The sequence below is a fragment of the Pseudooceanicola aestuarii genome, assembly GCF_010614805.1.
In the GTDB taxonomy this organism is placed as follows: Bacteria; Pseudomonadota; Alphaproteobacteria; order Rhodobacterales; family Rhodobacteraceae; genus Pseudooceanicola; species Pseudooceanicola aestuarii.
On record NZ_JAAFZC010000001.1, the window covers coordinates 1,785,448 to 1,810,826 of the forward strand.

General features: G+C 64.5%; 24 protein-coding genes. 11 read left to right on the forward strand and 13 right to left on the reverse strand.

From position 1 onward, the window contains the following. Window positions 1–6: 6 nt before the first annotated feature. From G5A46_RS08540 to G5A46_RS08555, 4 genes are all read right to left on the reverse strand, one after another. Window positions 7–2,136 (reverse strand): right-handed parallel beta-helix repeat-containing protein, encoded by a 2,130-nt coding sequence (locus G5A46_RS08540; RefSeq protein ID WP_163848994.1) that lies wholly within the window; start codon window positions 2,134–2,136, stop codon window positions 7–9. 176 nt (window positions 2,137–2,312) lie between these two features. Continuing rightward, window positions 2,313–3,035: an acetoacetyl-CoA reductase gene (phbB, locus tag G5A46_RS08545; RefSeq protein WP_163848995.1), complete on the reverse strand. Its 723-nt coding sequence runs from the start codon at window positions 3,033–3,035 to the stop codon at window positions 2,313–2,315. Window positions 3,036–3,239: 204 nt separating this feature from the next. Then, a complete protein-coding gene (locus G5A46_RS08550; protein ID WP_163848996.1) occupies window positions 3,240–4,415 on the reverse strand; it encodes an acetyl-CoA C-acetyltransferase in 1,176 nt (391 codons plus the stop codon). Window positions 4,416–4,514: 99 nt separating this feature from the next. Then, on the reverse strand, window positions 4,515–5,354 hold the full coding sequence (locus G5A46_RS08555; RefSeq protein ID WP_163848997.1) for an EAL domain-containing protein: 840 nt from the start codon (window positions 5,352–5,354) through the stop codon (window positions 4,515–4,517). A gap of 66 nt (window positions 5,355–5,420) precedes the next feature. Here G5A46_RS08555 and G5A46_RS08560 point away from each other — a divergent pair, with 66 nt between their 5' ends. Beyond that, window positions 5,421–6,017, forward strand: coding sequence for a DNA-3-methyladenine glycosylase I (locus tag G5A46_RS08560; protein WP_163848998.1), 597 nt, complete (start codon window positions 5,421–5,423; stop codon window positions 6,015–6,017). 3 nt (window positions 6,018–6,020) lie between these two features. Here G5A46_RS08560 and G5A46_RS08565 read toward each other — a convergent pair whose 3' ends face one another. Beyond that, window positions 6,021–6,578 carry a TlpA disulfide reductase family protein gene (locus tag G5A46_RS08565; protein WP_163848999.1) on the reverse strand — a complete coding sequence of 186 codons (558 nt, stop codon included), beginning with the start codon at window positions 6,576–6,578 and terminating at the stop codon, window positions 6,021–6,023. A gap of 22 nt (window positions 6,579–6,600) precedes the next feature. Between G5A46_RS08565 and argH the strand changes: the two genes are divergently transcribed. The 5 genes from argH to G5A46_RS08590 all read left to right on the forward strand — a co-directional run bounded on the left by argH (window position 6,601) and on the right by G5A46_RS08590 (window position 12,482). After that, entirely contained in the window at window positions 6,601–7,998 is a 1,398-nt protein-coding gene (argH, locus tag G5A46_RS08570) for an argininosuccinate lyase (protein WP_163849000.1), read from the forward strand. Next, the gene (locus G5A46_RS08575; protein WP_163849001.1) at window positions 7,971–8,162 is read left to right on the forward strand and encodes an argininosuccinate lyase; all 192 of its coding nucleotides are present in this window, start codon (window positions 7,971–7,973) and stop codon (window positions 8,160–8,162) included. The genes argH and G5A46_RS08575 overlap by 28 nt, the downstream gene beginning before the upstream one ends. Before the next feature lies 1 nt (window position 8,163). Then, window positions 8,164–8,478, forward strand: a complete 315-nt coding sequence (locus tag G5A46_RS08580) for a DUF2834 domain-containing protein (RefSeq protein ID WP_163849002.1) — start codon at window positions 8,164–8,166, stop codon at window positions 8,476–8,478. Window positions 8,479–8,558: 80 nt separating this feature from the next. After that, a complete protein-coding gene (gene lysA, locus G5A46_RS08585) occupies window positions 8,559–9,824 on the forward strand; it encodes a diaminopimelate decarboxylase (protein WP_163849003.1) in 1,266 nt (421 codons plus the stop codon). A 33-nt stretch (window positions 9,825–9,857) separates the two neighbouring features. Then, on the forward strand, window positions 9,858–12,482 hold the full coding sequence (locus G5A46_RS08590; RefSeq protein WP_163849004.1) for a TIGR02302 family protein: 2,625 nt from the start codon (window positions 9,858–9,860) through the stop codon (window positions 12,480–12,482). Between the two features lie 180 nt (window positions 12,483–12,662). Here G5A46_RS08590 and G5A46_RS08595 read toward each other — a convergent pair whose 3' ends face one another. Continuing rightward, on the reverse strand, window positions 12,663–13,772 hold the full coding sequence (locus G5A46_RS08595; RefSeq protein WP_163849005.1) for a zinc-ribbon domain-containing protein: 1,110 nt from the start codon (window positions 13,770–13,772) through the stop codon (window positions 12,663–12,665). 152 nt (window positions 13,773–13,924) lie between these two features. Here G5A46_RS08595 and G5A46_RS08600 point away from each other — a divergent pair, with 152 nt between their 5' ends. From G5A46_RS08600 to G5A46_RS08620, 5 genes are all read left to right on the forward strand, one after another. Then, complete coding sequence (locus tag G5A46_RS08600) at window positions 13,925–14,602, forward strand: cell division ATP-binding protein FtsE (protein WP_163849006.1); 678 nt, start codon at window positions 13,925–13,927, stop codon at window positions 14,600–14,602. Next, on the forward strand, window positions 14,599–15,504 hold the full coding sequence (locus G5A46_RS08605) for a cell division protein FtsX (protein ID WP_239520688.1): 906 nt from the start codon (window positions 14,599–14,601) through the stop codon (window positions 15,502–15,504). The genes G5A46_RS08600 and G5A46_RS08605 overlap by 4 nt, the downstream gene beginning before the upstream one ends. Next, a complete protein-coding gene (locus G5A46_RS08610; RefSeq protein WP_163849007.1) occupies window positions 15,501–16,259 on the forward strand; it encodes a lysophospholipid acyltransferase family protein in 759 nt (252 codons plus the stop codon). The genes G5A46_RS08605 and G5A46_RS08610 overlap by 4 nt, the downstream gene beginning before the upstream one ends. Then, window positions 16,228–16,833: a pyridoxamine 5'-phosphate oxidase family protein gene (locus G5A46_RS08615; RefSeq protein WP_163849008.1), complete on the forward strand. Its 606-nt coding sequence runs from the start codon at window positions 16,228–16,230 to the stop codon at window positions 16,831–16,833. The genes G5A46_RS08610 and G5A46_RS08615 overlap by 32 nt, the downstream gene beginning before the upstream one ends. A 287-nt stretch (window positions 16,834–17,120) precedes the next feature. Then, the gene (locus tag G5A46_RS08620; RefSeq protein ID WP_163849009.1) at window positions 17,121–17,378 is read left to right on the forward strand and encodes a YjhX family toxin; all 258 of its coding nucleotides are present in this window, start codon (window positions 17,121–17,123) and stop codon (window positions 17,376–17,378) included. A gap of 137 nt (window positions 17,379–17,515) precedes the next feature. On the opposite strand, the gene lpdA is transcribed toward G5A46_RS08620, so the two are convergent. From lpdA to G5A46_RS08655, 7 genes are all read right to left on the reverse strand, one after another. After that, on the reverse strand, window positions 17,516–18,904 hold the full coding sequence (gene lpdA / locus G5A46_RS08625) for a dihydrolipoyl dehydrogenase (protein WP_163849010.1): 1,389 nt from the start codon (window positions 18,902–18,904) through the stop codon (window positions 17,516–17,518). 68 nt (window positions 18,905–18,972) lie between these two features. Beyond that, entirely contained in the window at window positions 18,973–19,386 is a 414-nt protein-coding gene (locus tag G5A46_RS08630; RefSeq protein WP_163849011.1) for an MAPEG family protein, read from the reverse strand. 1 nt (window position 19,387) lies between these two features. Then, window positions 19,388–19,657: a hypothetical protein gene (locus G5A46_RS08635; protein ID WP_239520690.1), complete on the reverse strand. Its 270-nt coding sequence runs from the start codon at window positions 19,655–19,657 to the stop codon at window positions 19,388–19,390. 162 nt (window positions 19,658–19,819) lie between these two features. Then, window positions 19,820–20,266, reverse strand: a complete 447-nt coding sequence (locus tag G5A46_RS08640; protein WP_163849012.1) for a hypothetical protein — start codon at window positions 20,264–20,266, stop codon at window positions 19,820–19,822. Window positions 20,267–20,270: 4 nt separating this feature from the next. Next, window positions 20,271–21,821, reverse strand: coding sequence for a 2-oxoglutarate dehydrogenase complex dihydrolipoyllysine-residue succinyltransferase (gene odhB / locus G5A46_RS08645; RefSeq protein ID WP_163849013.1), 1,551 nt, complete (start codon window positions 21,819–21,821; stop codon window positions 20,271–20,273). Window positions 21,822–21,891: 70 nt separating this feature from the next. After that, window positions 21,892–24,852: a 2-oxoglutarate dehydrogenase E1 component gene (locus G5A46_RS08650; RefSeq protein ID WP_163849014.1), complete on the reverse strand. Its 2,961-nt coding sequence runs from the start codon at window positions 24,850–24,852 to the stop codon at window positions 21,892–21,894. Further along, window positions 24,849–25,376: a DUF805 domain-containing protein gene (locus G5A46_RS08655; RefSeq protein ID WP_163849015.1), complete on the reverse strand. Its 528-nt coding sequence runs from the start codon at window positions 25,374–25,376 to the stop codon at window positions 24,849–24,851. Before G5A46_RS08655 ends, G5A46_RS08650 begins: the two co-directional genes overlap by 4 nt. Between the last annotated feature and the right edge of the window lie 3 nt (window positions 25,377–25,379).

Genomic DNA, 25,379 nt, shown 5'->3' on the forward strand with positions numbered 1-25,379 from the left:
GTAGGTTCAGGCCGTGACCGCGAGCCGTTTCCACGAGGTCCAGGTGGCTTCGGCGCTTTGTTTGCGAAAGTATATGTCGAACCGCGCATTGTAGCCGGAATGGGAATAGTCGGGGATGAACTGCTGGAACGAAACGGGGCCTCGGCTGGAGTAGCATGTCGTGATAATCCTGCCGCTGTCGCTGGCTGTGACGACGGGACGGCCTTCGACCCGGAATTGGCTGACACCGGGCGGGAAATCTTCGGGTAAGGCGGTTTCATTCACGAAATTGAAGGTATTTCCTGCGAAATCGGTGCGGAGCGCTCGGAAATTGTGGCTCAACCCGTTCGGGTTGAGGTTGCTTTCGTAGATGCTGTGGGTGGCGTCCTGCGTCCCCTCCGCCTGAACTGCCCCATTGGTGGGAGTGCCCAGCCATTGATTGCGGCAGATAACTATGCGCGCGCTGGTGGTCGCGGCGACATTGCTGCCGATGGAAAGGCAGGCCTGCGTGGCGCCGTCAATGCGGTTGCCGTCGATGATTACGTCGCGGCAATTCAGCGTGACGGAGACAGCTACAGGCGCGCCGGTGCTGATGCGATTGTTGACGATGCGAATATCTGCGCCTGTCCAGAGGTTGGTCCCATCGCCGATGACAATGCGATTCACACCGCTCGACAAGCGGCGGATGTCGTTATCTTCAATATGGAGGCCGTGAACATGTCCGACCACTTTCTGAACGAAGTCCTCCATATCCACGGCGGTGTTGCGCAGAATTTGGAAATTATGCGGGTGTTCCGGAAAATTCCCGGCGGAATGATGCGTGGAAATGCTGATGCCGTTGTTGCCGGAAAAATGATTGCCGGTGATTGCGATGTTGCGACAATTTCCATTGTCCACGTTGTCCGGCACGATCGCGATATGCCCCCGGGTCCCAGCGCAATCGCGAAAATCGCAGTCGCGGATCTGAACATTCAGGATGCGCTGGTTGGCGGCATTGGGTTCCATGTCGATCGTTCCGGGCATGTCGTTTCGCGACCAGGTGGTGAAACGACATCTTTCTACCAGGAGGCCATCAACATCGACGATTGTGATGGCGTTGCGACCTCCGTCCGCGCCGTTGAGGGCGCCGTCAAAGGTGCAGTCGCGGATCGTGATTTGGCTGTTATGCCGCGTATGGGCCTCGGCATTGCTGTTCCCGCTGGCCAAGGTGACGGCATCCCCCCGAGGGGCATGAAAATGGCAGGCCTCGATCGTCAGGCCGACAACGCCGGAGACATTCACCAGCCCCGCGCGCTCAAGATGTCCATCAGTCAGGAGAGTTCCACTGAAAGTTAGATTTTTCAATGCTATGCCATGGACAAGGTCCATCCCGGGGGCGCTGCTTCCTGTTCCGCCCTCAATACAGAATGCACCCCGTGCGCTGGGATCATGCGGGATGATCACACTCTGGTTTCCCGCACCGACAAGAGAGGTGCCAGACGGAATGTTGAAGGAGCCCGGCGCGGCCTGACCCGCATTGCTGTCGCCGGTGACGCGATAGATCCCGGGTGGGATGGTCACGGTCCGCCCCCCCTCTGCCGCGGCCTTGATAAAGGCGGCGGTGTCATCCGTGATGCCGTCACCGTATGCGCCGAATGCGCGTACATCGTAGCTCCCCTCTGGTCCGGGCATGGCGCACAGCGCCGCGCCGCCTAAGGTTGTGATGTCCGGATCGGACGCATCCTCTGGAAGTATTTGATAGATCAGGCCAAGGGAGGGGACGCCAATCAGGTCGCCTGATTTCACCGAAAGGGTGGCCGGGCCGGACTGGTAAGCGAGCAGATTATCGGATCGGAGCGCGGCCACGCTTGCAAAACTGTGACGGTATCCGGCTGGCGGCGTGGCCCCAATCCGCACAATGGTGTCAGTGAACGTCGTCTGGCCCGTCTCCGCGAGGATCTGGATATGGTAATCGCCCTCGTTCAGATGGCACAGGGCAAAAATACCCTCCGCATCCGCGATTAGAGGGTTCGCGTGCAGATGGGTCAGATTGGCATCGGCAAAAAGCTGCGCCAATTGTCCATTTTCCTTGTGCCGGACAATCAGCCTGGCATGCGGCGCCGGAATCCCATTCTGATCCTTTGCCCGGTTGAAACCATGTTGGTTCAATAGCCCCATCTCACGCTCCTTGTTGGCAGCCCTGCGCATTTTTGCGATCCGGACGCGGTGGAGAAGATGATTTTCTGAACTCTGCTAACGTGGCCTTAACGTGACGTGCGTTAGGATCTTGGGGCAAGGGAAAGGCCGCACCTGGTAGGTGCGGCCCGAAGAGCATTGTTAGCCACGCGGGATAGTCAGACGAAGAACTGCCCGCCATTGGCCGTGATGGTCGACCCGTTGACGAAACCCGCGTCATCCGCCGCAAGGAAGGTGACACAACGCGCGATTTCCTTCGGCTCGCCCAGGCGTCCGGTCGGAATCTGTGCAATGATGCTGTCGCGGACTTTCTCCGGAACAGCCATGACCATGTCGGTGGCGATGTAGCCGGGGCAGATTGCGTTGGCGGTAATCCCGAAACGTGCGCCTTCTTGCGCCAGGGATTTGACGATCCCGAGGTCCCCGGCCTTGGTGGCGGCATAGTTTACCTGTGCGAACTGCCCCTTTTGGCCATTGATGGAGGAGATCACGATTACCCGCCCGAACTTCCGCTCACGCATGCCGGGCCAGATCGGGTGAATGGTGTTGAAGACGCCGGTCAGGTTGGTGTCGACAACCTGATGCCAATGCTCGGGCGTCATCTTGTGAAAAGGGGCGTCACGCGTAATGCCCGCATTGGCTACAACTACATCGATGGGCCCCAGCTCAGCCTCGACCTGGGCGATGCCGGCCTTGCTGTCGTCGTAGCTGGCGACATTCCACTTGTAGGTCTTGATGCCGGATTCCTCGGTGAATGTGGCGGCGGCCTCGTCGTTCCCCGCATAGGTCGCGGCGACCTGGTAGCCGGCGTCTTTCAGCGCTTGCGAAATCGCGGCACCGATCCCGCGCGACCCACCGGTCACCAATGCTGTTCGTGCCATGTGCTTCCCTCCAAATGTTAGTGGCTTGGTAATCCTGTTATATATTCATAAAGATCTACGCAAGAATATTGCGCATCGAGCTGTCGGAGTGCTCAGGATGCGTGGCCGCGCCGCACAGACAATACTCAGCTGAACTGGGCATATCGGGCCGCTTGATACAAGAAGGGCGACCCGCGGGCCGCCCTCTTTGCCGCGATAATGTCTTCAAGGGCGTTCGACACACATGGCGACACCCATTCCGCCACCGATGCACAATGTGGCAAGTCCCTTCTTCGCGCCGCGCCGCTTCATTTCAAACAGCAGCGTGTTCAGGACCCGGGCACCGGAGGCGCCGATCGGGTGGCCGATCGCGATGGCGCCGCCGTTGACGTTCACGATCGCGGGATCCCAACCCATGTCCTTGTTCACGGCACAGGCTTGCGCGGCAAAGGCTTCGTTCGCCTCGACAAGGTCGAGGTCTTCGGGCTTCCAACCTGCCTTTTCGAGTGCCTTCCGCGAGGCATAGATCGGCCCGACGCCCATGATCGACGGGTCCAGACCTGCGGTCGCGTAGGAGACGATTCGCGCCAAGGGTTCGATCCCGCGTTTTTCGGCGTCGTCCGCAGTCATAAGCAAAGCGCCGGCCGCGCCGTCATTGATGCCAGAGGCATTTGCAGCGGTGACGGATCCGTCCTTGGTAAAGGCAGGCCGCAATTTCTGCATGGCTTCGATCGTGGCGCCGTGGCGAATGTACTCGTCCTGATCGACAAGGGTCTCGCCCTTGCGGGTCTTGATCGTATAAGCCACGATTTCGTCGGTGAATTTCCCGGCCTTTTGGGCAGCTTCGGCCTTGTTCTGGGACGCGACGGCGAACTCATCCTGGGCCTCGCGGCTGATTTGCCACTTTTCTGCCACGTTTTCGGCGGTTTGCCCCATGTGATAGCCATTGAAGGCATCCCAGAGGCCGTCCTTGATCATGGTGTCGATGTATTTCACATCACCCATCTTGTGACCTGCCCGCAGGTGCGCGGCATGAGGGGAGAGCGACATGCTTTCCTGGCCGCCCGCAGCGACGATGGAAGCATCACCCAGTTGGATATGTTGCGCGGCAAGTGCGATGGCGCGCAGACCCGAGCCACATACCTGGTTTATGCTCCAGGCCGCCGCTTCGATAGGCAGGCCGGCGTTGATGTGCGCCTGGCGTGCGGGGTTCTGGCCCTGTGCGGCAGTCAGAACCTGGCCGAGAATGGTCTCCGACACGTCGCTTTTGTCGATGCCGGCACGCGCAACAAGTTCTGCCAGGACTGCGGCGCCAAGATCGTGGGCGGGTGTATTGGCGAATGCGCCAAGGAAGGATCCGACGGGCGTACGTGCGGCCGATGCGATGACAACGTTGGTCATATGACGAAACTCCAGCAGTAATGGCGCGTGAAATTCTCTCCCCGCGCCTCCATGGCGGATTTCTAGCTCATCCGGCCCTATGTCTCAACGGTCCGAGGGTCAGGAGGCTTCGGTCAGGTCATCACTTGCCTCCCATGGTGGGTGAATCGTCGGCGCGGCAAAATAGTATCCCTGCAAGCAGTCTATCCCGTTTTCAGCCAGCCACAGGGCATCTTCGGCCCGTTCCACGCTTTCTGCCACTGTGAACATGTCGAATTGCTGTCCGATAGCTGCCAGGGCGCGCGTCAGCACCTGATTGTCCGGGTTGCGCGCGACTCCCTGTATGAACTGGCCGTCCAGTTTCAGGATATCGAACAGAAAATCCCGCAGGTATCGGAAAGATGTGTAGCCCGCGCCGAAATCGTCGAGAGCGAAACAGACGCCTTGCCGACGAAGATCTCGCATGAAGGATACGACGAGTTCCGGCACGAGCATCGCGGAATGTTCGGTGATTTCCAGGATCAACCGTTCGCCGATTGTCTCGTCTCGCATCAGGCCGCGCTTCAGAATCCGCATCCAAGGTGGATATCCGATGGACCTAGCGGACATGTTGATGGCAAGGCGCAGGCCGGGTTCGGCGTGCAGTGCTTGCAGCCCCAGATCGAGTGCGGCGCAATCGATGCGGCGCCCGATCTCCGTCGTTTCCACTGCGTCGATGAACTCGGCAGCAGGGATGATCCTCCCCGTGGCATCGTAGACCCGAATCAGACCTTCGTAGAAAGCGATTGGATGATCTTTTCCGGCCTGGACAATGGGTTGATATGCCAATGCGAACTCGCGATGATGAACGGCGCGGGCAACCATGGCTACGGTCTCACTGTCGCGTGCGGCCACGGCAAATGTTAGCGGATCCCCTTCGTTTCGGGAGATATCAGAGAGATTCTTGTGCGGACTGCCCATTCGCGCCACCCTTGTGGTTCTGTTCGTGTGACTGTGCCCGAACAGGTGTTAACGGAAGGCTAAAGTTTGCATTCGAACGAACCGACACGCTGTGATTGGGTCGGCGATGACCCGATTTATCGGGCCTATCACGACACGGAATGGGGGGTGCCGGAACGCGATGGGCGTGCCCTGTGGGAGAAGCTGGTCCTCGACGGTTTTCAAGCCGGGTTGAGCTGGATAACCATATTGAAAAAGCGGGAAAATTTTCGGTCTGCCTTTGCCGGCTTCGCCCCTGAAACCATCGTCGGTTGGGGCGAGGAAGACATCCAGCGCCTGCTGGCCGATCCGGGCATCATCCGGCATCGTGGGAAGATCGAGGCGACGATCGGAAATGCGCGCGCCTACATGGAAATCGAGGAGCGGTTAGGGTTTTCGCAATATCTCTGGCGTTACGTTGACGATACACCGCTTCAACCGCGATTTTCCACCCAGGCGGAGGTGCCTGCGGCCACTCCGTTGTCGGAGCGGGTATCGAAAGACCTGAAGAAGGAGGGGTTCCGGTTTGTCGGCCCGACCATTGTCTATGCGTTCATGGAGGCTTGCGGCCTGGTCAATGATCATCTTGCGGGGTGTCATTGCCATGATCGTATTGCCGAGATGGGCCAACCATCGGTGCGCTGACGCCTATCCCCGGGCGGCGCGCAGCGTGGCAAGAAGGCTGCGCGCTTCCTCACTGTTCCAATCTGCGGTCCCGATCAGTCGGGCGATCTCTTCTCCTTCCGGATTGACGATCACGGTGACGGGCAGTCCGAAGACGCCGGCCGCACGGGCCTGTTCGCTTTTCGGGTCACGATATCGGGGCAAACTTTCTGCGTTTGCCTCTGTCAGGAACTTGTTCATGGCGGCGGGTTGGTTCGGGCCGGTGGCGAGGGTTAGTACGGCAAAATCGCTCCCTTCCTCTGCCTGCTGCAATGCGGCGAGGGTGGGCATCTCTTCTCTGCACGGGGCGCACCAGACAGCCCAGAAATTCAGCAACACCCATTTGCCGCGATATTCCGACAGGCGCGCCGTGCCGTCCGGGGCTTGCCATGCTACGTCTGCCAGGGGTTTGGCCTTGGAATGTACAGCCAGTTTCTTCATTTCTCCGGTCAGCATGGGTGTGATGTCGGGCGTTTCCGCCTGGGCCGAGATTGCGCCGAGGGCCAGCCCCGTATAGACGAGCGCGGGTGCCAGAAATTTCATGTTCCCTCCGAAGGATGACTGCATGACCAAGACCGACGCGAACCAGATGTGGGGCGGCCGCTTTGCCGAAGGACCCGATGCGATCATGGAAGCGATCAATGCTTCGATCGGGTTTGACCGACGGCTGGCGGCGCAAGATATCGAAGGCTCACGCGCCCACGCGGCGATGTTGTCGGCGCAGGGCATCGTCACGGATAAAGACGCGGAGGCGATCCGGGAAGGGCTTCTCACGATCTTGTCAGAGATCGACAGCGGGGAATTCCAGTTTTCCGCGGCGTTGGAAGACATTCACATGAACGTGGAATCGCGTCTGACCCAGTTGGTCGGCGCAGCGGCGGGGCGGCTGCACACGGCCCGGTCGCGCAACGACCAGGTGGCGCTGGATTTCCGGATGTGGGTGCGAGACCAGGCGGATGCGGCCATGGCCGGGCTGAAATCCCTGATCCACGCCTTGCTGACGCAGGCGGAGGCGGGCGCAGATTGGGTAATGCCAGGCTTCACGCATCTTCAGACGGCCCAACCCGTCACCTGGGGCCACCACATGATGGCCTATGTCGAGATGTTCTCCCGCGATCACTCCCGCTTTGCCGATGCCCGGCGGCGGATGAACGAATGCCCTCTGGGGGCCGCTGCGCTGGCCGGTACCTCCTTTCCCATCGATCGGGATGCGACGGCGCAGGCCCTGGGCTTCGACCGGCCGACGGCCAATTCGCTGGATTCGGTCAGTGATCGGGATTTCGCCCTGGAATTCCTGGCCGCAGCTTCGATCTGTGCGATGCACCTGTCCCGCTTTGCCGAGGAACTGGTGATCTGGTCCTCGGCGCAGTTCCGGTTCGTCCGCCTGTCCGACCGATTCTCCACCGGCTCGTCTATCATGCCGCAGAAGAAGAACCCCGACGCGGCGGAGCTGATCCGCGCAAAGATCGGGCGCATTTTCGGGGCCAATGTTGCGCTGATGACGGTGATGAAAGGGCTGCCCTTGGCCTATTCCAAGGACATGCAGGAGGACAAGGAACAGGTTTTCGATGCGGCCGACAACCTGATGCTGGCGTTGGCCGCGATGGACGGCATGGTCCGCGACATGGAGGCCAATCGCGATGCGTTGGCCGCCGCGGCGGGCTCCGGCTTCTCTACCGCGACGGATCTGGCGGATTGGCTGGTGCGGGTGCTGGGCTTGCCCTTCCGGGAGGCGCATCACGTGACCGGAGCGCTGGTCGCCCGGGCCGAGCAGCGCGACTGCGACCTGCCGGACCTGACGCTGGAGGAAATGCAAGCGGTTCATCCGCAGATCACCGAGGCCGTTTTCGGCGTTTTGGGTGTGCAAAATTCCGTTGCCTCGCGTATGTCTTACGGTGGAACGGCACCTCAACGGGTGCGTGAACAGGTGGCAGCATGGACCGAACGATTGTCAACGCTCTGACCTTGATCAGCCTTCTGGCCCTTGCCGGATGTGGCGCGAGCGGGGCGCCCAGCACCCCGCCGTCGCATCGGTTGCCGCCGCGCGGATTGGGCATCGACGTGACCGGGGAGACGGGATCGGGCATCCGCCTCTCGGGTGAGGCCAGCTTTGGCGTTGCCTTCTAGGATGCCCGTGTTGCGGATGGCCTATCTGGCGCTGGCGATCTGGGGGGCGATTCACCCGATGGCCTGGCTCGTCACCTGGTTCGCGGACCAGGGCTGGTCCCTCGCCGGGCTGCTGACCGCCTGGCAGGTCAATGCGGCCACCACGGGGCTGGTCTGGGACTTGATGATCGCGGCGATTGCGCTGACCCTCTGGATCCTGGCCGAAGTGGCACTGCGCCGCAACTGGATCGCGCTTCTGGCCATCCCTGCAACCATGTTCATCGGGGTCGGCTGCGGATTGCCGCTCTATCTCTTCCTGCGCAGCCGCCCGGTCTGATCGCGCACCCTTCCCCTTTTTCGCCCATCGGTGTAGGAACCGCACGCCCGTAAAGGGCCAACCAGATCAGAGGGCAGGCGATGGACCATTTCCTTTACCGCGATGGCGAACTCTATGCCGAGGATGTGCCGGTTCGCGACATTGCCGATGGCGTGGGCACGCCGTTCTACTGCTATTCCACGGCAACGCTGACCCGCCATTTCCAGCTGTTCGAAGAAGCGCTGCACGGCATGCCGCATCTCATCTGCTATGCCATGAAAGCGGCCAGCAACCAGGCGATCCTGACCCTGATGGCCCAGCTGGGCGCGGGGATGGACGTGGTGTCGGGCGGGGAATATGCCCGGGCCATCGCGGCCGGCGTCCCGGGAGAGCGGATCGTGTTCTCCGGCGTGGGCAAGACCCGGACGGAAATGCGTCAGGCCCTGCAAGGCGGCGTCCGGCAGTTCAACCTGGAATCGGAACCGGAGATGGAGGCGCTGAACGAAGTTGCCCTGTCGCTGGGCGTGGTCGCACCGGTGACCGTGCGGGTGAACCCCGACGTGGATGCGCAGACCCATGCCAAGATCGCCACCGGCAAAAGCGAGAACAAGTTCGGCATCCCGATCACCCGTGCGCGCGAGGTCTATGCCCGCGTCGCCGCTCTGCCGGGCTTGCGCGCGGTGGGGATCGACGTCCATATCGGATCGCAGCTGACGTCTCTTGAACCCTACCGCCAAGCCTTTGAAAAGGTTGCGGACCTGACCGACGCTTTGCGCGCCGACGGGCACGAGATCCTGCGCCTGGACCTGGGCGGCGGGTTAGGCATCCCCTACCTGCGCGACAACCAGGCCCCGCCACTGCCGTTGCAATACGGCGCCTTGATCAAGGAGATCCTGGGCGACAAGGGCTGCGAGATCGAGATCGAGCCGGGGCGCCTTGTCGCGGGCAATGCAGGCATCCTGGTGTCCAGGGTGATCTACCTCAAAGAGGGGGAGGGCCGCGATTTCCTGATCCTCGACGGCGCCATGAACGATCTGATCCGCCCGGCCATGTATGACGCGCATCACGATATCGTCCCGGTGATGGAGCCGGTGGCAGGCGTCGCGCAGCGCCCCTTCGATATCGTCGGACCGGTCTGCGAATCCGGCGATACCTTCGCGCGGGGGCGGATGATGCCGCCGATGGGGGCCGGGGATCTGGTGGCGTTCCGGTCCGCCGGGGCCTACGGCGCGGTGATGGCCTCGGAATACAACACCCGGCCGCTGATCCCGGAAGTTCTCGTTCAGAAAGATCAATTCGCTGTCATCCGGGCGAGACCCTCCTTTGAAGAGATCATCGAACGCGATACCATTCCCCCATGGCTGTGACGCGGTGCCCGCGTCCGGCCGTTGGACCGGGATATGCCTGAACAGACGCAATTTGCCGAGATTCTCCGCCGCCTGCGGCTTCCGCTTTTCCTGACCCGGACAGGCATGTTGGCCGAACGGCTGGCGCGGTGTTTCTGGCCGTTGTGGTCCCTGTCGCTTGTCGTGCTGGCGCTGTTGATGCTGGGGGTGCAGGACGCGTCGTCTGTCGAACTGGTCTGGGGGTTGGGTGCGCTGATCCTGGCAGCGGCGATCGTCTTTGTCGTTCGCGGCGCCCGACGCTTTCGCTGGCCGCGCCGGGTCGAGGCCTTGAAACGGCTTGATGCCTCTCTGAAAGGTTCGCCTTTACAGGCACTTGCCGATGCGCCTGCCATTGGCGGCGCGGATGCGGGATCGGCGGAATTGTGGCGCGCGCACCAGGCCCGGATGGCAGAACGCGCACGTCAGGCCCGTCCGGTTGAACCGGATCTTAAACTTGCCACGCGGGATCCGTTCGGCCTGCGCTACGTGGCGCTGCTGCTGTTCATGGTGGCGCTTCTGTTCGGCTCTTTCCTGCGCGTCGGGTCAGTGCGCGACATGGCGCCGGGCGGTGGCGCGGCCCTGGCCTCCGGCCCGACGTGGGAGGGGTGGATCGCCCCGCCGCCGCACACCGGCCTGCCGGTGCTGTATCTTGCGGATATCACGGGTGATATCCTGACCGCGCCGCAGGGCAGCGACGTGACGCTGCGCCTTTATGGCGGCGATGACCTGTCGGTGGAGGAGAGCGTTTCCGGCCGCATCGGCGACCTGTCGCCAACTGATCAGGCGCAGGATTTCACCTTGGCACAGGACGGACGGCTGGCCATCGACGGCCCTGGCGGGCGCGCCTGGGACGTACGGCTGACCCCGGACGCCGTACCGGATGTCTCGGCGGTGGAACCGCCGCGCGCCTCCGCCCGTGGGGAGATGACATTGCCCTTCGAGGCGGAGGACGATTACGGCGTCACGGCGGGCGAAGCGGTCATCACCCTGGCACTCGACCGGGTTGACCGGCGCCATGGCCTTGCCCTCGCGCCCGAGCCACGCGAGGCGCTGCGCATCCCGCTGCCGATGCCCATCGCCGGCGACAGGACCGCCTTTCGCGAAACGTTGGTCGAGGATTTTTCCAAGCACCCCTGGGCCAACCTGCCGGTGACGATCGAATTGTCGGTACGTGATGCCGCCGATCAGACCGGCCAGGCCGAGGCTCTGACCACCGATCTGGCCGCACGTCGGTTCTTTGATCCCGTGGCCGCCGCGCTGGTGGAAATGCGCCGCGATCTGCTGTGGAATCGCGACAATGCGCGGCGTGTCGCCCAGGTTCTCAAGGCGATGACCTGGCGGCCCGAGGGGCTGTTCCGGGACGAGACGGCTTACCTTCGGCTGCGTGTCCTGATGCGCCGGATTGATGCGCTGGCGACCTTTACCACGCTGGACGACGACCAGCTGGGCGAGATTGCCGAGGCTCTGTGGGATCTGGCTCTGCTGCTGGAAGACGGCGATGTCGACGACGCGCGGGAGCGGATGGAACGCGCGCAGGACCGCCTGTCGGAGGCGATGAAACGCGGCGCCAGCGACGCCGAGATCGCCCGGCTGATGCAGGATCTGCGCGATGCCACGCAGGATTACATGCGCCAGCTTTCCCGTCAGCAGGCAGAAGATGCGGAAGGCGACCCCGATCAGCAGCCCATGGACATGGAGAATGCCATGCGGATGAACCAGGACGATCTGCAACGGATGATGGATCGCATCCAGGAACTGATGGAGGAGGGCCGGATGGCTGAAGCCCAGCAGGCTTTGGAGGAATTGCAGCAGCTGATGGAGAACATGCAGGTCACCCAGGGCGGGCCTGGCGGTCCGCAATCGCCGGGTGAACAGGCGATGGAGGAGCTGAACGAGACGCTGCGCGAACAACAGGGCCTGTCGGACGAGGCCTTCCGCGATCTTCAGGAACAGTTCAACCCCGATGGCGAACAACGCGGCCAATCCTCGCAGAACCAGGGGCGCAGCGGTGGTGCGGGTCAGGGCCAGCAGCATTCCGGCCAGCAGGGCAACCAGCAGGGCGAAGGGCAGGGCCAGGGACGCAATTCCGAACAGCAGGGCAGGGGGGATGGCCGCGCCCGGTCCGGCGACCGCGAAGGCGGACAGGGCGACGATCTGGCCCGGCGTCAGCAGGAATTGCGTCAGGAGCTGGAGCGGCAGCGCGGCAGCCTGCCCGGCGCCGGGACGGAACCGGGGGCCCGGGCGCGCCAGTCGCTGGAGGACGCGGACCGCGCCATGCGGGGCGCCGAACAGGCCCTGCGTGACGGCGATCTGGCGGAGGCGATCGACCAGCAATCCCGCGCGATGGAGGCCCTGCGGCAAGGGATGCGCGATATCGGGGAGGCGGTGGCAGAGCAGGAGCGCCAGATGCGCGGCCAACAGGGCCAGGCGCAGAACGAGGCAGGCGGCCAGCGCAACGACCCCCTGGGACGCAATTCCGGTTCGACCGGCAGCACCGGCAACGAGGCGGAGATGCTGCAAGGGGAGGACGTCTACCGGCGCGCGCAGGATCTGCTGGACGAGATCCGCCGCAGGTCGGGCGAGGGCACGCGCCCCGATGTCGAACGTGACTACCTGAAACGGCTGCTGGACAGGTTCTGACCCGCCGCGCGGACCGGTTTCTCTCTCCGCATTCGCATCGGGTCAGCTGTTCGAAGGCGATTTCGCCCCTCAGGAATGTCGTGAATCGCTGCGTGCGTGTCCTGGCACCGCGCCGGCCCGCACGGGGTCAGTGCCAGCCAATGGGGGCAAGCCAGGGGCAGGCCCAGGCCAGGGCCAAGGTCAACTGCTGATGCTTTGCGACTTGGTTTCCAGCCATTGCGCCGCGCGTCGGGCCATGCGGTCCAGCCAGATGCGCCCCTCGTCGATGGCGATGATGTAGCTGTCGAGGATCAGCGTGGTCGCCGGGAAGCGGGCCGCGATCTCCTCTGCGAAGACATAGACGCCCAGCCCGGCCGCGGCCAGAAACAGCACCAGGAAGAACCCGAACCGGTAGCCGCGTCGGGTGGCACGCTCGTCGCGATAGGGGGCCTCGATATCCTCTTCGGCCTCCGAGGCGGAACGGAGCGTGGAATTGATCTCGTCGATATCGGGCAGCAAGTCCCGGCGGGAGGCATTGGCCTCCCCGGCCTTGCGCATTTCGCGGCGCGTGGCGTCATCCTCCAGCGCGGTATCGGGATCGGGTTGGCCACGCAGGCGGGCCGTGCGTTCGCGGGCCTCGCGCTCCCGTCGGGATTGGCCGCTGTCACCGGTGGTCAGGCCCAGCTCCGGCTGGCTTTCCAATCCGGCGTGGGCGTTGCGAACCTTCTGCTCGTGCTCCGCCTCCTCGCGCAGGACATCGGCGACGGCCGGGTCGATCTTGCGCCGGCGTGCGGCGGTGGCCGCGGTCAGGGTGGCGGCGGTCAGCGCCTCGTCGCCGTCTTCATCGTCGTAATGCTGCGACGGCGGTGCGGGCGCGTCCGAACGGCGCGAAGGTTCAAAGCTGAAATCGGGGGAGGCGCGTGGCGGTGTGGTGGCGGGGCGGGCGCTTGCCTCGGCCGGGTGGTCGGTTGCCTGATCGTAATCCGCCGCAGCGTCGAACCCCGGTGCCGGGTCGTCGGTCAGAATGGCCTCTCCCTGGGTCGGGACGGGGCGCTCCGCCTCCGCGCGGGGGCGGTTGTCAGGTGCGTCTGGACGGGCGGTCGCGCTGTCCCGGGCACTGTCGTGCAGGTCCTGGCGCGGGCGGGTCGGGCGGATGGGATCGGGGGCGGCGGCGCGGGCCTGCTCTGCATCGGGGTGAGCCTGGAACCAGGTATCCCCGCAATTGGAGCATTGCACATCGCGGCCATCCTCGGGAATGACCCCATCGGGAACCTCGTATTGTGCGCCGCAATTCGGGCAGGTCAGTCGCATGCGTTTCCCCGTTCCAGGCGGCCCCCTGAACGGCCACCTTTGGCTACCATATGTTGTAAGTAATCGGCGGAAAAGTGCAATCGCGGCACGCTCCGGCGATTGATCGCCGCCTGCGGGTGATGCAAAAGGAACGCGCAAGCAAGGGGCGCGATGTGATCGAACTGGACAATCTGGCCTACAGCTACGGCGGGGGGGAGCTTCTCAGCGACATTTCCCTGAAGCTGACGCCAGGGTCGTTCCATTTCCTGACCGGCCCGTCGGGCGCGGGCAAGACCACGTTCCTGAAACTGTGCTATGGCGCGCTGATACCCACAGCCGGCCGGGCGCTGCTGTTCGATCGTGACCTGCGGGAGATGGACCGCGACGAGGTGGCGATGATGCGCCGCCGGATCGGCGTCGTGCACCAGGATTGCAAGTTCCTGGATCACCTGCCGCTGGCCGAGAACGTGGCCCTGCCGTTGATGGTGGCGGGCCGGGCGCCCGCGTCGGAGGCGCAGAACCTGAAGGACCTGATGGATTGGTGCGGGCTGACCCGGCGGATGCATGCATTGCCGCCGGAATTGTCGGGCGGTGAGCGGCAGCGCGCCGCGCTGGCCCGCGCGGTCATCATGTCCCCCGACGTGATCCTGGCTGATGAGCCCACGGGCAATATCGACTGGGAAATGTCGGAGCGTCTGCTGACCCTGCTGATCGAGCTGAACCGAATGGGCAAGACAGTGATGATCGCCACGCATGACCTATCCCTGATCCGGGCCGCCAAGACCCGCGTCCAGGCGCGGGTGCTGCGCATCGCCAACCGCCGGTTGCAACTGGCCGGGGCCGATTTGTGACCCGCCTGCTTGCCGCGATCCGCGCGTTCTTCCAGGGGGATGCCCATGCCGACCGGGTGGTTCCGCCAACCGGGTTCACCGCGCGGCTGACGGTATTCGCGGCTACGGTGATGACCTTTCTCGCCGTCTTCGCGCTGGCCCTGTCGCTGGCCACGGGGCGGCTGGCGCAGCAATGGGGGTCAGAGCTGGCGCGCAGCTCCACCGTGCGGATATCTGCCCCCTCCGACCAGGTGGAGGCCCAGACCGCCGCCGCGCTGCGCGTATTGCAGACCACCGAAGGAGTGGCCAGCGCCCGCGCGCTCAGTTCCCAGGAGCAGCAGGCCCTGCTGGAGCCGTTCTTTGGCCCCGACGTGCCGGTGGACAGCCTGCCGGTCCCGCAGTTGATCGAGGTGGTCGAGGCCCGTTCCGGCTTTGATCCCCAGGGCCTGCGCCTGCGTCTTCAGGCCGAGGTGCCCGGTGCCATCCTGGACGACCACACCCGGTGGCGCCGTCCATTGGTGCGGGCCGCGACGCGGATTCGGGCGCTTGGCCTGTTGTCGCTGCTGCTGATCGGGGCGGCGATGGCGGCGATGATCACGCTGGCGGCCAATGCGGCGCTGGCGGCGAATGCTCAGGTGATCTCGGTCTTGCGGCTGGTGGGCGCGACGGATCATTTCATCGCCGCCGCCTTTGTCCGCCGGTTCACCCTGCGTGCGCTGACCGGCGCGCTGATCGGGACCTTGGCGGGGATGGGGGCGATTCTGCTGTTGCCCGCCGCCCAGGCCGAAGGCGGATTTCTCACCGGCCTGGGCTTCAGGGGGGCGCATTGGCTGTGGCCGCTGGTGCTGCCGCCGGTGGCCGGGGGCGTGGCCTACCTGGCCACCAGTGGCGCGGCGCGCCGTATTCTCAGGGGATTGACATGATGGTGGCGCTTCAATGGCTGCGGTCGCTGTTCTTCGTGGTGCAGATGTATCTGGTGATGGCCGTGATGGCCTGTTTCTTCGCCCCCTGGGCGCTGGCCCATCGCAACGGCGCCTATGCCGCGGTACGCACCTATTGCCGCTATGTCCGCTGGTCGGCCCGCTGGATGGTGGGCCTGCGCTCGGAAGTGCGCGGCCCGATCCCCGAAGACGAGGTCGTCATCGGGTCGAAACATCAAAGCTTTTTCGACGTCATCCTGATCGTCAGCGTGGTGCCCAAGCCGAAATTCATCATGAAAGCCAGCCTGAAATACGTTCCCATCGTCGGACAATTCGCCATGCGCATCGGCTGTGTTCCGGTCGAACGGGGGCGCCGGGCGGAGGCGATGCGCCAGATGATGGCCGGTGTCACGCGCGGTGACGCGCCCGCCGGGCAACTGGTGATCTACCCGCAGGGCACCCGCGTCGCGCCCGGTGTGGATATGCCCTACAAGGTCGGCACGGCGGTGATCTACCGCGAAACCGGCCAGGCCTGTGTGCCGGCGGCGACCAACGTGGGCCTGTACTGGCCGCGCCAGGGCATCCTGCGCAAGCCGGGGCTGGCGGTGGTGGAATTTCTGGAGCCGATCCCGCCGGGTCTGCCGCTGGATCGGTTCACCGCCGAATTGCGCCTGCGGGTGGAGACGGCCTCGAACCGCTTGATGACCGAAGGAGGGTTCCCCGCACATGCAATACCTGGACACGATCCCGGCGCTTGAGGCGCTTTATGGCACCCCGGGTCGCGCCGCGCTGGACAAGGTGGCGCCCCGGCTGACCCCGCTATACCGGAAGTGGATTCTGCAATCGCGGTTCTGCGTCTTGTCCACCGTCGGGCCTGAAGGCACGGATGGCAGCCCGCGCGGCGACGACCGGCCCGTGGTGCAGGAATGGGATGCGCAGACGCTGCTGCTGCCGGATTGGCGGGGCAACAACCGCATGGACAGCCTGCGCAACATCGTGGCTGACGGGCGGGTGTCGCTGATGTTCATGGTGCCGGGATCGGACAACGTGGTGCGGGTGAACGGCCAGGCGCGGATCACGGCGGATGCGGAGATGCTGGCGCGGTTCGATCGTGACGGACGGTTGCCGCGCAGCGTGATCGTGATCCGCCTCGCGGAGGTCTACGCCCAATGTGCCCGTGCCGTGATGCGCGCAGGTCTCTGGTCGGGGGAGGATGCAAGCGGCGATCTGCCCGGCGTCGGTGCCATCCTCGAAGAGATGACCAGCGGCGCCATCGACGGTGCCAGCTACGATGCCGCCTGGCCCGACCGCGCCGCCGCCAGCATGTGGTAGGATCCGGTGCAACCCCGCCGGTGCGATCCGCCAGCCTCCGCCTGTGCCGTCGCGGCCACGGCGCGGGTTCCGCACCTTGCGGCCCCTTGCCTCAAGGCGGGTCAGGGGCTAGCGATAGGGTCCAGCCCCCGGGCCACGGCCCGGAAGACGGAGATTTGATGCAAGAGCCCCGGACAGCCTGCCGCGCCTGATCGTCCCTGTGACGAGACGCGGTGCCCCTGACAGGCCCCCATCGCGCGATATGCCGATGGGGTGGCCCATCGTGCTTTCTGCTATCGAGACATCCGTTGAACATTTCCCGACAAGAGCAGCGCGTGCTGCATGACCTCGCCCTGGGCGGGGCGATCCACTTCACCCGTGCGCCGAACGGCAAGATCCGGGAGGTCTGGTGCCTGACCCGCGAGGGCCACATCCTGACCGATTGCACCTTCCCGGTCTTCGACCGCCTGCGCAAACGCCGGCTGATCCGCTCGCGCGGGGGGCAGCCCTACCGGATCTCCCGGCAGGGCATCCTGACCGTGCGCGCCCAACTGAACCAACGCTGAGCCCGCCTGCGCTGGCAAGCGGGACACGCGGCAAACAGGACACACGAAAAAGGGGACCGGCGCGCCCGGTCCCCTTGGTCTGTTCCGCTTGGTCCTTCCCGAAAATGCAGGGGCAGGTCCGGCGTGACGGGCGCCCGTCAGGAGTGGATCGGGCCGTCACCACAGGCCAGCGCGGCCTCCCGCACGGCTTCGGACCAGGTCGGGTGGGCGTGGCAGGTCAGGGCAATGTCCTCGGCGGAGGCGCCGAATTCCATGGCCACGCAGATCTCGTGGATCAGGTCGCCGGCGCCGGGGCCGATGATATGCGCGCCCAGCACGCGGTCCGTCTCCTTGTCGGCCAGCAGCTTGACGAAGCCATCGGCGGCAAAGACGGCCTTGGCCCGCGCATTCCCCATGAAGGAGAACTTGCCGACCTTGTAGGCGCGGCCCTCGTCCTTCAGCTGCTCTTCGGTGACGCCGACGGTGGCGACCTCGGGATGGGTGTAGATCACGCCGGGGATGACGCCGTAATTCACGTGACCGTGCTTCCCGGCGATGACCTCGGCGCAGGCCATGCCCTCGTCCTCGGCCTTGTGGGCCAGCATCGGACCGGGGATGCAGTCGCCGATGGCGTAGATCCCCGGCACGTTGGTGCGCCATTGGTCATCGGTCTGGATCACACCGCGATCGGACATCTTCACGCCCAGATCGGCCAGGCCCAGCCCGTCGGTATGCGCCTTGCGTCCGGTCGCGATCAGCACGACGTCGGCGTCCATCTCGTGGCTGCTGTCATCCTTGCGCAGGGTGTAGCTCAGCTTGGCCTTGCCACGGGCGGTGTCCACGGATTGCACGGCGGCGCCCATGATGAAGTCCAGGCCCTGTTTCTTCAGCAGGCGTTGCAGGGTGCGCTGCACCTCCTTGTCCATGCCGGGAGTGATGTGGTCGAGGTATTCGATCACCGTCACCTCGGTCCCCAGCCGGGCATAGACCGATCCCATTTCCAGCCCGATCACACCGGCGCCGACGACAACCATCTTCTTGGGCACCTTGGGCAGGGACAGCGCCCCGGTGGAGGAGACGACGGTCTTTTCGTCGATCTCGATCCCCGGCAGAGACGCGGGCGAAGAGCCGGTGGCGACGATGATGTTCTTGGCCTCGTGAACGTCGTCGCCCACCTTGACCTTGCCGGCCTCGGGGATGGAGCCCCAGCCTTTCAGCCAGTCGATCTTGTTCTTCTTGAACAGGAATTCGATGCCGGACGTGTTGCTGTCCACGGTGGATTGCTTGTACTCCTGCATCGCCTTCCAATCGACCGACGGCGCCTTGCCCTTCAGGCCCATGGTGGCGAAGTTCGCCTCTGCCTCATGCAGCATGTGGGTGGCGTGCAGCAGCGCCTTGGAGGGGATGCAGCCGACGTTCAGGCAGGTACCGCCCAGGGTTTCACGCCCCTCGACACAGGCGGTTTTCAGCCCCAGCTGGGCTGCGCGGATGGCGGCGACATAGCCGCCGGGGCCGGAGCCTATGACGATGACATCGTATTGGGCCATGGGGTTCTCCTTGAATTTCGTTTGGGCGGTTTCGGTGTCGGCGGGGCGCAGGGCGCGGCCCGTCAGGATCAGAACAGGGCGGCGATCAGCATCAGCGTCGTGGCACTCAGGCCGATCATCCAGATCACGGAACGCCAGGGCACCCAGCCAAAGGCGTAGGCCGGCAGGTAGAGCACCCGCGCCCCCAGGTAGACCCAGGCACAGACAGCGGTGAAAGTCGTGGCCGCATCGGCCAGGGTCACGGCGACAGTGGCGAGGGTGAACAGGATCAGCCCCTCGAAATGATTGGTCATGGCGCGGTGGATGCGCCCGGTGCGCGGGCTGACCTGATCCGCCAGCGCACCACCCAGCCGTTCGGGATCGCGCGGGCCCAGCGTCTTGCCGCGCGGCAATTCCCGATTGGCGGTGACAGACATCAGGGCGATCTGGCCGACTTGCAGCAGCCCGGCGAGGGTCAGGACGGTGATTTCGGGACTGGTCATGTCAGGCGGTCCTCAGAAAATGCGCGGTACTGTCGGTCACACCCGTGGGCCGGCCCATCGTGTCGGCACGGGCGCGGGTGATCCACTCCTCGGCGCGGGGGCGGTCGTTGACCTCGAACAGCACATAGGCACTGCCGGGCGCGTCGGCATCCCACCAGCGTTGCAGAAGGGTCAGACCGGCGTTGCGCTGGTCCTCCGCATCGGCGGCAAGGGCCTGTTCCCAGACTTCCGGGGTGGTGGTGTCGAAACGACAGAGCAGTTGCAGGGTCATGGCACGGGCCTTTCGGTCATCTCCGTCAGCGGGGTCAGAGTGCCACGAGGTAGGGCGCAGTGGCCACGGGGAAAGCTGCCGGGCCGGTCCTGCCGCGCTGAACCGGGACAGGATGGCGGAACGGCCGCCCCCCGGCGCGGAGTACGGAACGGCCGGGGCAGGTCAGCGCAACACCCCCCGGTGGGCGAGGCCGAACAGGTACCCGGCCCCGGCGAGAAACAGCAGCAGCCAGCCGATCAGCCGGGTCGCGTCCGGCAGGAAGACGATGCCGTTCTCCCCCTCCGGTGCCAAGCCGGCCAAGGTCAGCAGGCCCGGCATGCCGGCGATCAGCACCAGAACCAGTGGCACCAGCGCCATGGACCAGACCGCGCGCCGGTCCAGGCAAAAGCCCAGCCAGGCCGTGACCGCGAGCGGCCCCGACAATCCCAGCGAGGCAACGAGGATGAACCCCGCCCGAAACGGCAGCCCCGCCCCCGCTGCCATCCCGTACAGGACGCCGACCACGTTCATGGCCAGGGTCACCGCCAGCAGGGCGCAGACGGCGATCACCGCCCAGAGACCGGCAGGGCGGCCCGATGCGGCGGAGGGGGGGACGGAACCGCCGGTCATGACGTTACAGGTCCATCAGCAGGCGGCGGGGGTCTTCCAGCGCTTCCTTCACCCGGACGAGGAAGGTCACGGCGCCCTTGCCATCGACGACGCGGTGGTCATAGGACAGGGCCAGGTACATCATCGGGCGGATGACGATCTGGCCGCCGATGACCATCGGACGCTCCTGGATCTTGTGCATCCCCAGGATCCCCGATTGCGGCGGGTTCAGAATGGGCGAAGACATCAGCGAACCGTAGACACCACCGTTGGAGATGGTGAAGGTGCCGCCCTGCATTTCCGCCATGGACAATTTGCCGTCACGGGCGCGGGCGCCTTTTTCTCCGATGGCCTTCTCGATCTCGGCAAAGGACATGTTGTCGACGTCGCGGATGACGGGGACGACCAGGCCGGTGGGCGTGCCGGTGGCGATGCCCATGTGCACGAAGTTCTTGTAGACGATATCGGTGCCGTCGATCTCGGCGTTGACTTCGGGCACCTCTTTCAGGGCGTGGGCGCAGGCCTTGGTGAAGAAGGACATGAAGCCGAGACGCACGCCGTGCTTCTTCTCGAACAGTTCCTTGTATTCCTTCCGCAGGGCCATGACCTCCGTCATGTCGACCTCGTTGTAGGTGGTCAGCATGGCGGCGGTGTTCTGCGCGTCCTTCAGGCGGCGGGCGATGGTCTGGCGCAGGCGGGTCATCTTCACCCGTTCCTCGCGGCTCTCGTCTTCGGCGGCGACGGGTGCGCGCGGCGCGGCGGGGGCGGACGCGGCGGCAGAGGGGGCGGATTTGGCGGCCGACACGGCGCGGGCCACATCGTCCTTCATCACGCGACCGTCCCGGCCGGAGCCCTGGACCTGATCGCGGCTGACGCCGGCCTCGGCCATGGCTTTCTTGGCGGAGGGCGCGTCTTCGACATCCGACCGGCCGGACCCCTGCGCTGCGGATTGCGGCGCGGCGTCAGTGGCGGCAGGCGCGGCGGCGGCAGACCCTCCGGCACCGGAGGTCATCTCGGCCAGCTTTCCGCCTGCTTCGACGGTGCCGCCTTCGCCTTTGAGGATCCTGGTCAACACACCGGCGGCAGGGGCGGGAACTTCCACCGACACCTTGTCGGTTTCCAGCTCGCACAGCATCTCGTCGGCCTCGACGCTGTCGCCTTCCTTCTTGAACCAGGTGGCGATGGTGGCTTCGCTCACGCTTTCGCCCAGGGCGGGAACCATCACGTCGACGGGGGCACCACCGGCGTCGCGGGCGGTTTCCTCCGCGTCGGTGTCCTGCTCGACCTTGCGGGCCGAGGCCTCGTCACGCGGCTTCGTCTCCTCGGGTCCGGCATTCCCGGCTTCGGAGATGTTGCCCAGCAGGGCGTCCACGCCGACCGTCTCGCCTTCCTTGGCGACGATATCGGCCAGCACGCCGGCAGCGGGCGAAGGAACTTCGACCGTCACCTTGTCGGTCTCCAGCTCGCAGAGCATTTCATCCACGGCAACGCTATCGCCGGGCTTCTTGAACCAGGTGGCAACCGTGGCCTCGGTGACGCTTTCACCCAGCGTGGGGACACGCACTTCAGTGGTCATCGTTGGCTTTCCTTCAGTAGAATTCTGTTCCGACGGAGGGCCGCCGCACCGGGGCGCGGCGGCGGCGGGGTCATTTGGAGACGGTCAGCGCCTCGTCCACAAGCGCGGTCTGCTGCGCCTTGTGCTGCGCGGCCAGACCCGTGGCGGGGGAGGCAGAGGCGGCGCGGCCCACATAGGCGGGACGCACATGTTTCGCGCCGATCCGGCCCAGCACCCATTCGATATTGGGTTCGATGAAGGTCCAGGCCCCCTGGTTCTTCGGCTCTTCCTGGCACCAGACCATTTCGGCCTGCGGGAAACGCTCCAGCTCCTTCACAAGGGAGATGGCGGGGAAGGGATAGAACTGCTCGATCCGCATCAGGTAGACATCGTCGATGCCGCGGGCGTCGCGTTCTTCCAGCAGGTCATAATAGACCTTGCCAGAGCACATGACCACGCGCCGGATCTTGTCGTCGGCGGCCAGCTTGGTCTCCGAATTGCCCTGTTCGGCATCGTCCCACAGCACCCGGTGGAAGGAAGATCCGGTGGTGAATTCCTCCGCCCGGGAGACCGCCAGCTTGTGCCGCAGCAGCGATTTCGGCGTCATCAGCATCAGGGGCTTGCGGAAGGACCGGTGCAATTGCCGGCGCAGGATGTGGAAGTAGTTCGCCGGGGTCGAGCAATTGGCCACGATCCAGTTGTCCTGACCGCACATCTGCAGGAAGCGTTCCAGCCGGGCCGAGGAATGTTCCGGCCCCTGGCCTTCGTAGCCATGCGGCATCAGGCAGACCAGCCCGGACATCCGGAGCCATTTCGATTCGCCCGAGCTGATGAACTGATCGAACATGATCTGCGCGCCATTGGCGAAGTCGCCGAACTGCGCCTCCCACAGGGTCAGGGCGTTGGGCTCTGCCAGCGAATAGCCGTATTCAAAGCCCAGAACCGCATATTCCGACAGCATGGAATCGATCACCTCGTAGCGGGCCTGCCCGTCACGGATGTGGTTCAGCGGATAGTAGCGTTCTTCCGTCTCCTGGTTGATCAGCGCGGAATGACGCTGGGAGAAGGTGCCGCGCGTGCTGTCCTGACCCGACAGACGGACCGGGTAGCCCTCGGTCAGCAGGGAGCCGAAGGCCAGCGCCTCGGCGGTGGCCCAGTCGAAGCCTTCGCCGGTCTCGAACATCTTGGCCTTGGTTTCCAGCAGCCGGGTCACGGTGCGGTGGGTGGGGAACCCTTCGGGCGCGCGGGTCAGGGATTGGCCGATCTGGGACATGGTTTCCGGCGCGATGGCGGTTTCGCCGCGCTGGTAATCTTCCTTTTCCCGGTCCAGGTGCGACCAGCGCCCGTCCAGCCAATCGGCCTTGTTGGGCTTGTAATCCTTGCCGGCCTCGAATTCCTCGTTCAGGTGGGACTGGAACGCGGCCTTCATGTCCTCGATCTCGCCTTCGGGGATCAGGCCATCCTTGACCAGCCGGTCGGTGTACAGGCTCAGGGTCGTTTTGTGGCCCTTGATGTTCTTGTACATGATCGGGTTGGTGAACATCGGTTCGTCGCCCTCGTTATGACCAAAGCGGCGATAACAGAAGATGTCGATCACGACGTCCTTGTGGAATTTCTGCCGGAACTCCGTCGCCACCTTGGCCGCATGCACGACCGCCTCGGGATCGTCGCCGTTCACGTGGAAGATCGGCGCCTCCACCATCATGGCGATATCGGTCGGGTAGGGGGAGGAGCGGGAGAAATGCGGCGCGGTGGTAAAGCCGATCTGGTTGTTCACCACGATATGGATCGTGCCGCCGGTGCGGTGGCCCACCAGCCCCGACAGGCCAAAGCATTCCGCCACGACGCCCTGCCCGGCAAAGGCCGCGTCGCCGTGCAGCAGCACGGGGATCACGCCGGTGCGGTCATGATCGTTCAGCTGGAACTGCTTGGCCCGCGCCTTGCCCAGAACGACGGGGTTCACCGCCTCCAGGTGCGAGGGGTTCGCGGTCAGCGACAGGTGCACCTTGTTGCCGTCGAATTCGCGGTCGGAGGAGGCACCAAGGTGATATTTCACATCGCCCGATCCATCCACGTCCTCGGGCTTGAAGCTGCCGCCCTGGAATTCGTTGAAGATCGCACGGTAGGGTTTGCTCAGCACGTTGGCCAGAACCGACAGACGTCCCCGGTGCGGCATGCCGATGACGACTTCCTTCACGCCCAGGCTGCCGCCCCGCTTGATGATCTGTTCCATCGCCGGGATCAGCGCTTCGCCCCCGTCCAGACCAAACCGCTTGGTGCCCATGTATTTGACATGCAGGAACTTTTCAAAGCCCTCGGCCTCGACCAGCTTGTTCAGGATGGCCTTGCGCCCTTCCCGCGTGAACCGGATTTCCTTGCCGAACCCCTCGATCCGTTCCTTCAGCCAGCCGGCCTGTTCGGGATCGGAAATATGCATGTATTGCAGCGCGAAGGTGCCGCAATAGGTCCGCCGCACGATATCCATGATCTGCCGCATGGAGGCGATTTCCAGCCCCAGCACGTTGTCGATGAAGATCGGGCGATCCATGTCGGCATCGGTAAAGCCGTAGCTTTTCGGGTCCAGCTCGGGATGCGGAACCTGATCGCGCATGCCCAGCGGATCCAGATCGGCGGCCAGGTGGCCGCGGATGCGGAAGGCGCGGATGATCATCAGCGCGCGGATCGAATCCAGCACCGCCTGTTTGACCGCCTCGTCCGAGACCTTGATGCCCTTTTCCTCGGCCTTGGCCTTGATCTTGTCGCCCGCACCCTTCGCTTCCTTGGGCATGGCGGGCCATTGGCCATCCAGCGCCGAGGTCAGCTCGTCATTCGGTTGCGGCGGCCAGTCGGCGCGCGCCCAGGAGGGGCCTGCGGCCTCGGCCCGGACATCGCCCTGGTCGTCGCCTAGCTGGCGGAAGAATTCCTGCCAAGCTTCGTCCACCGCACGCGGGTCGGCCGCCCAGCGGGCATACATCTGTTCGAGGTATTCCGCATTATGCCCCTGCATGAAGCTGGAGGCGTGGAAAAGATCGTTGGGGCTTTGATCGGTCATCGTGAGACCTCATGCGGGTTGGGCCCCCAGGTGTTGGGGCCGGGTTGGGACGGACGGGTGAGCCACCAGATCACCAGAAGCGGCGAAATGACGGCGATAAAGACTGCCACGGCGAAGACGATCCCGAACAGGCCGGAGAATGCCGCGCCGATATCGCCTGACATCATGTCGATCCCGCCGAACATGGCGCCAAAGGACATGACGCCGAAAAAGGCGATCAAAGGGTAAAGGACAAAAAGCCCGGAGCGGCCGCTGTCATGCATCCGCCGCCATGCGGCGGACAGGCCGGGCAAAAGGGTCGCCAAGGAAAAGAGAGCGGCCAGCGGTCCGTTGCTCTGGGCGGAAATGGCGCCCGGGCCGGTGTCCACGCTGGCGGCGCCGAAGACGATCCCGTCCAGGATGCCCGCGACGATGCCGCCCAGGATCACGAACAGGACGAACCACCAATATTCCGGGCGCGAGGCGCGGCCCGAGAATGTCACGTAGTTCCGGAAACAAGTCCGTATCGCGTCAGTGAACCCCATCGG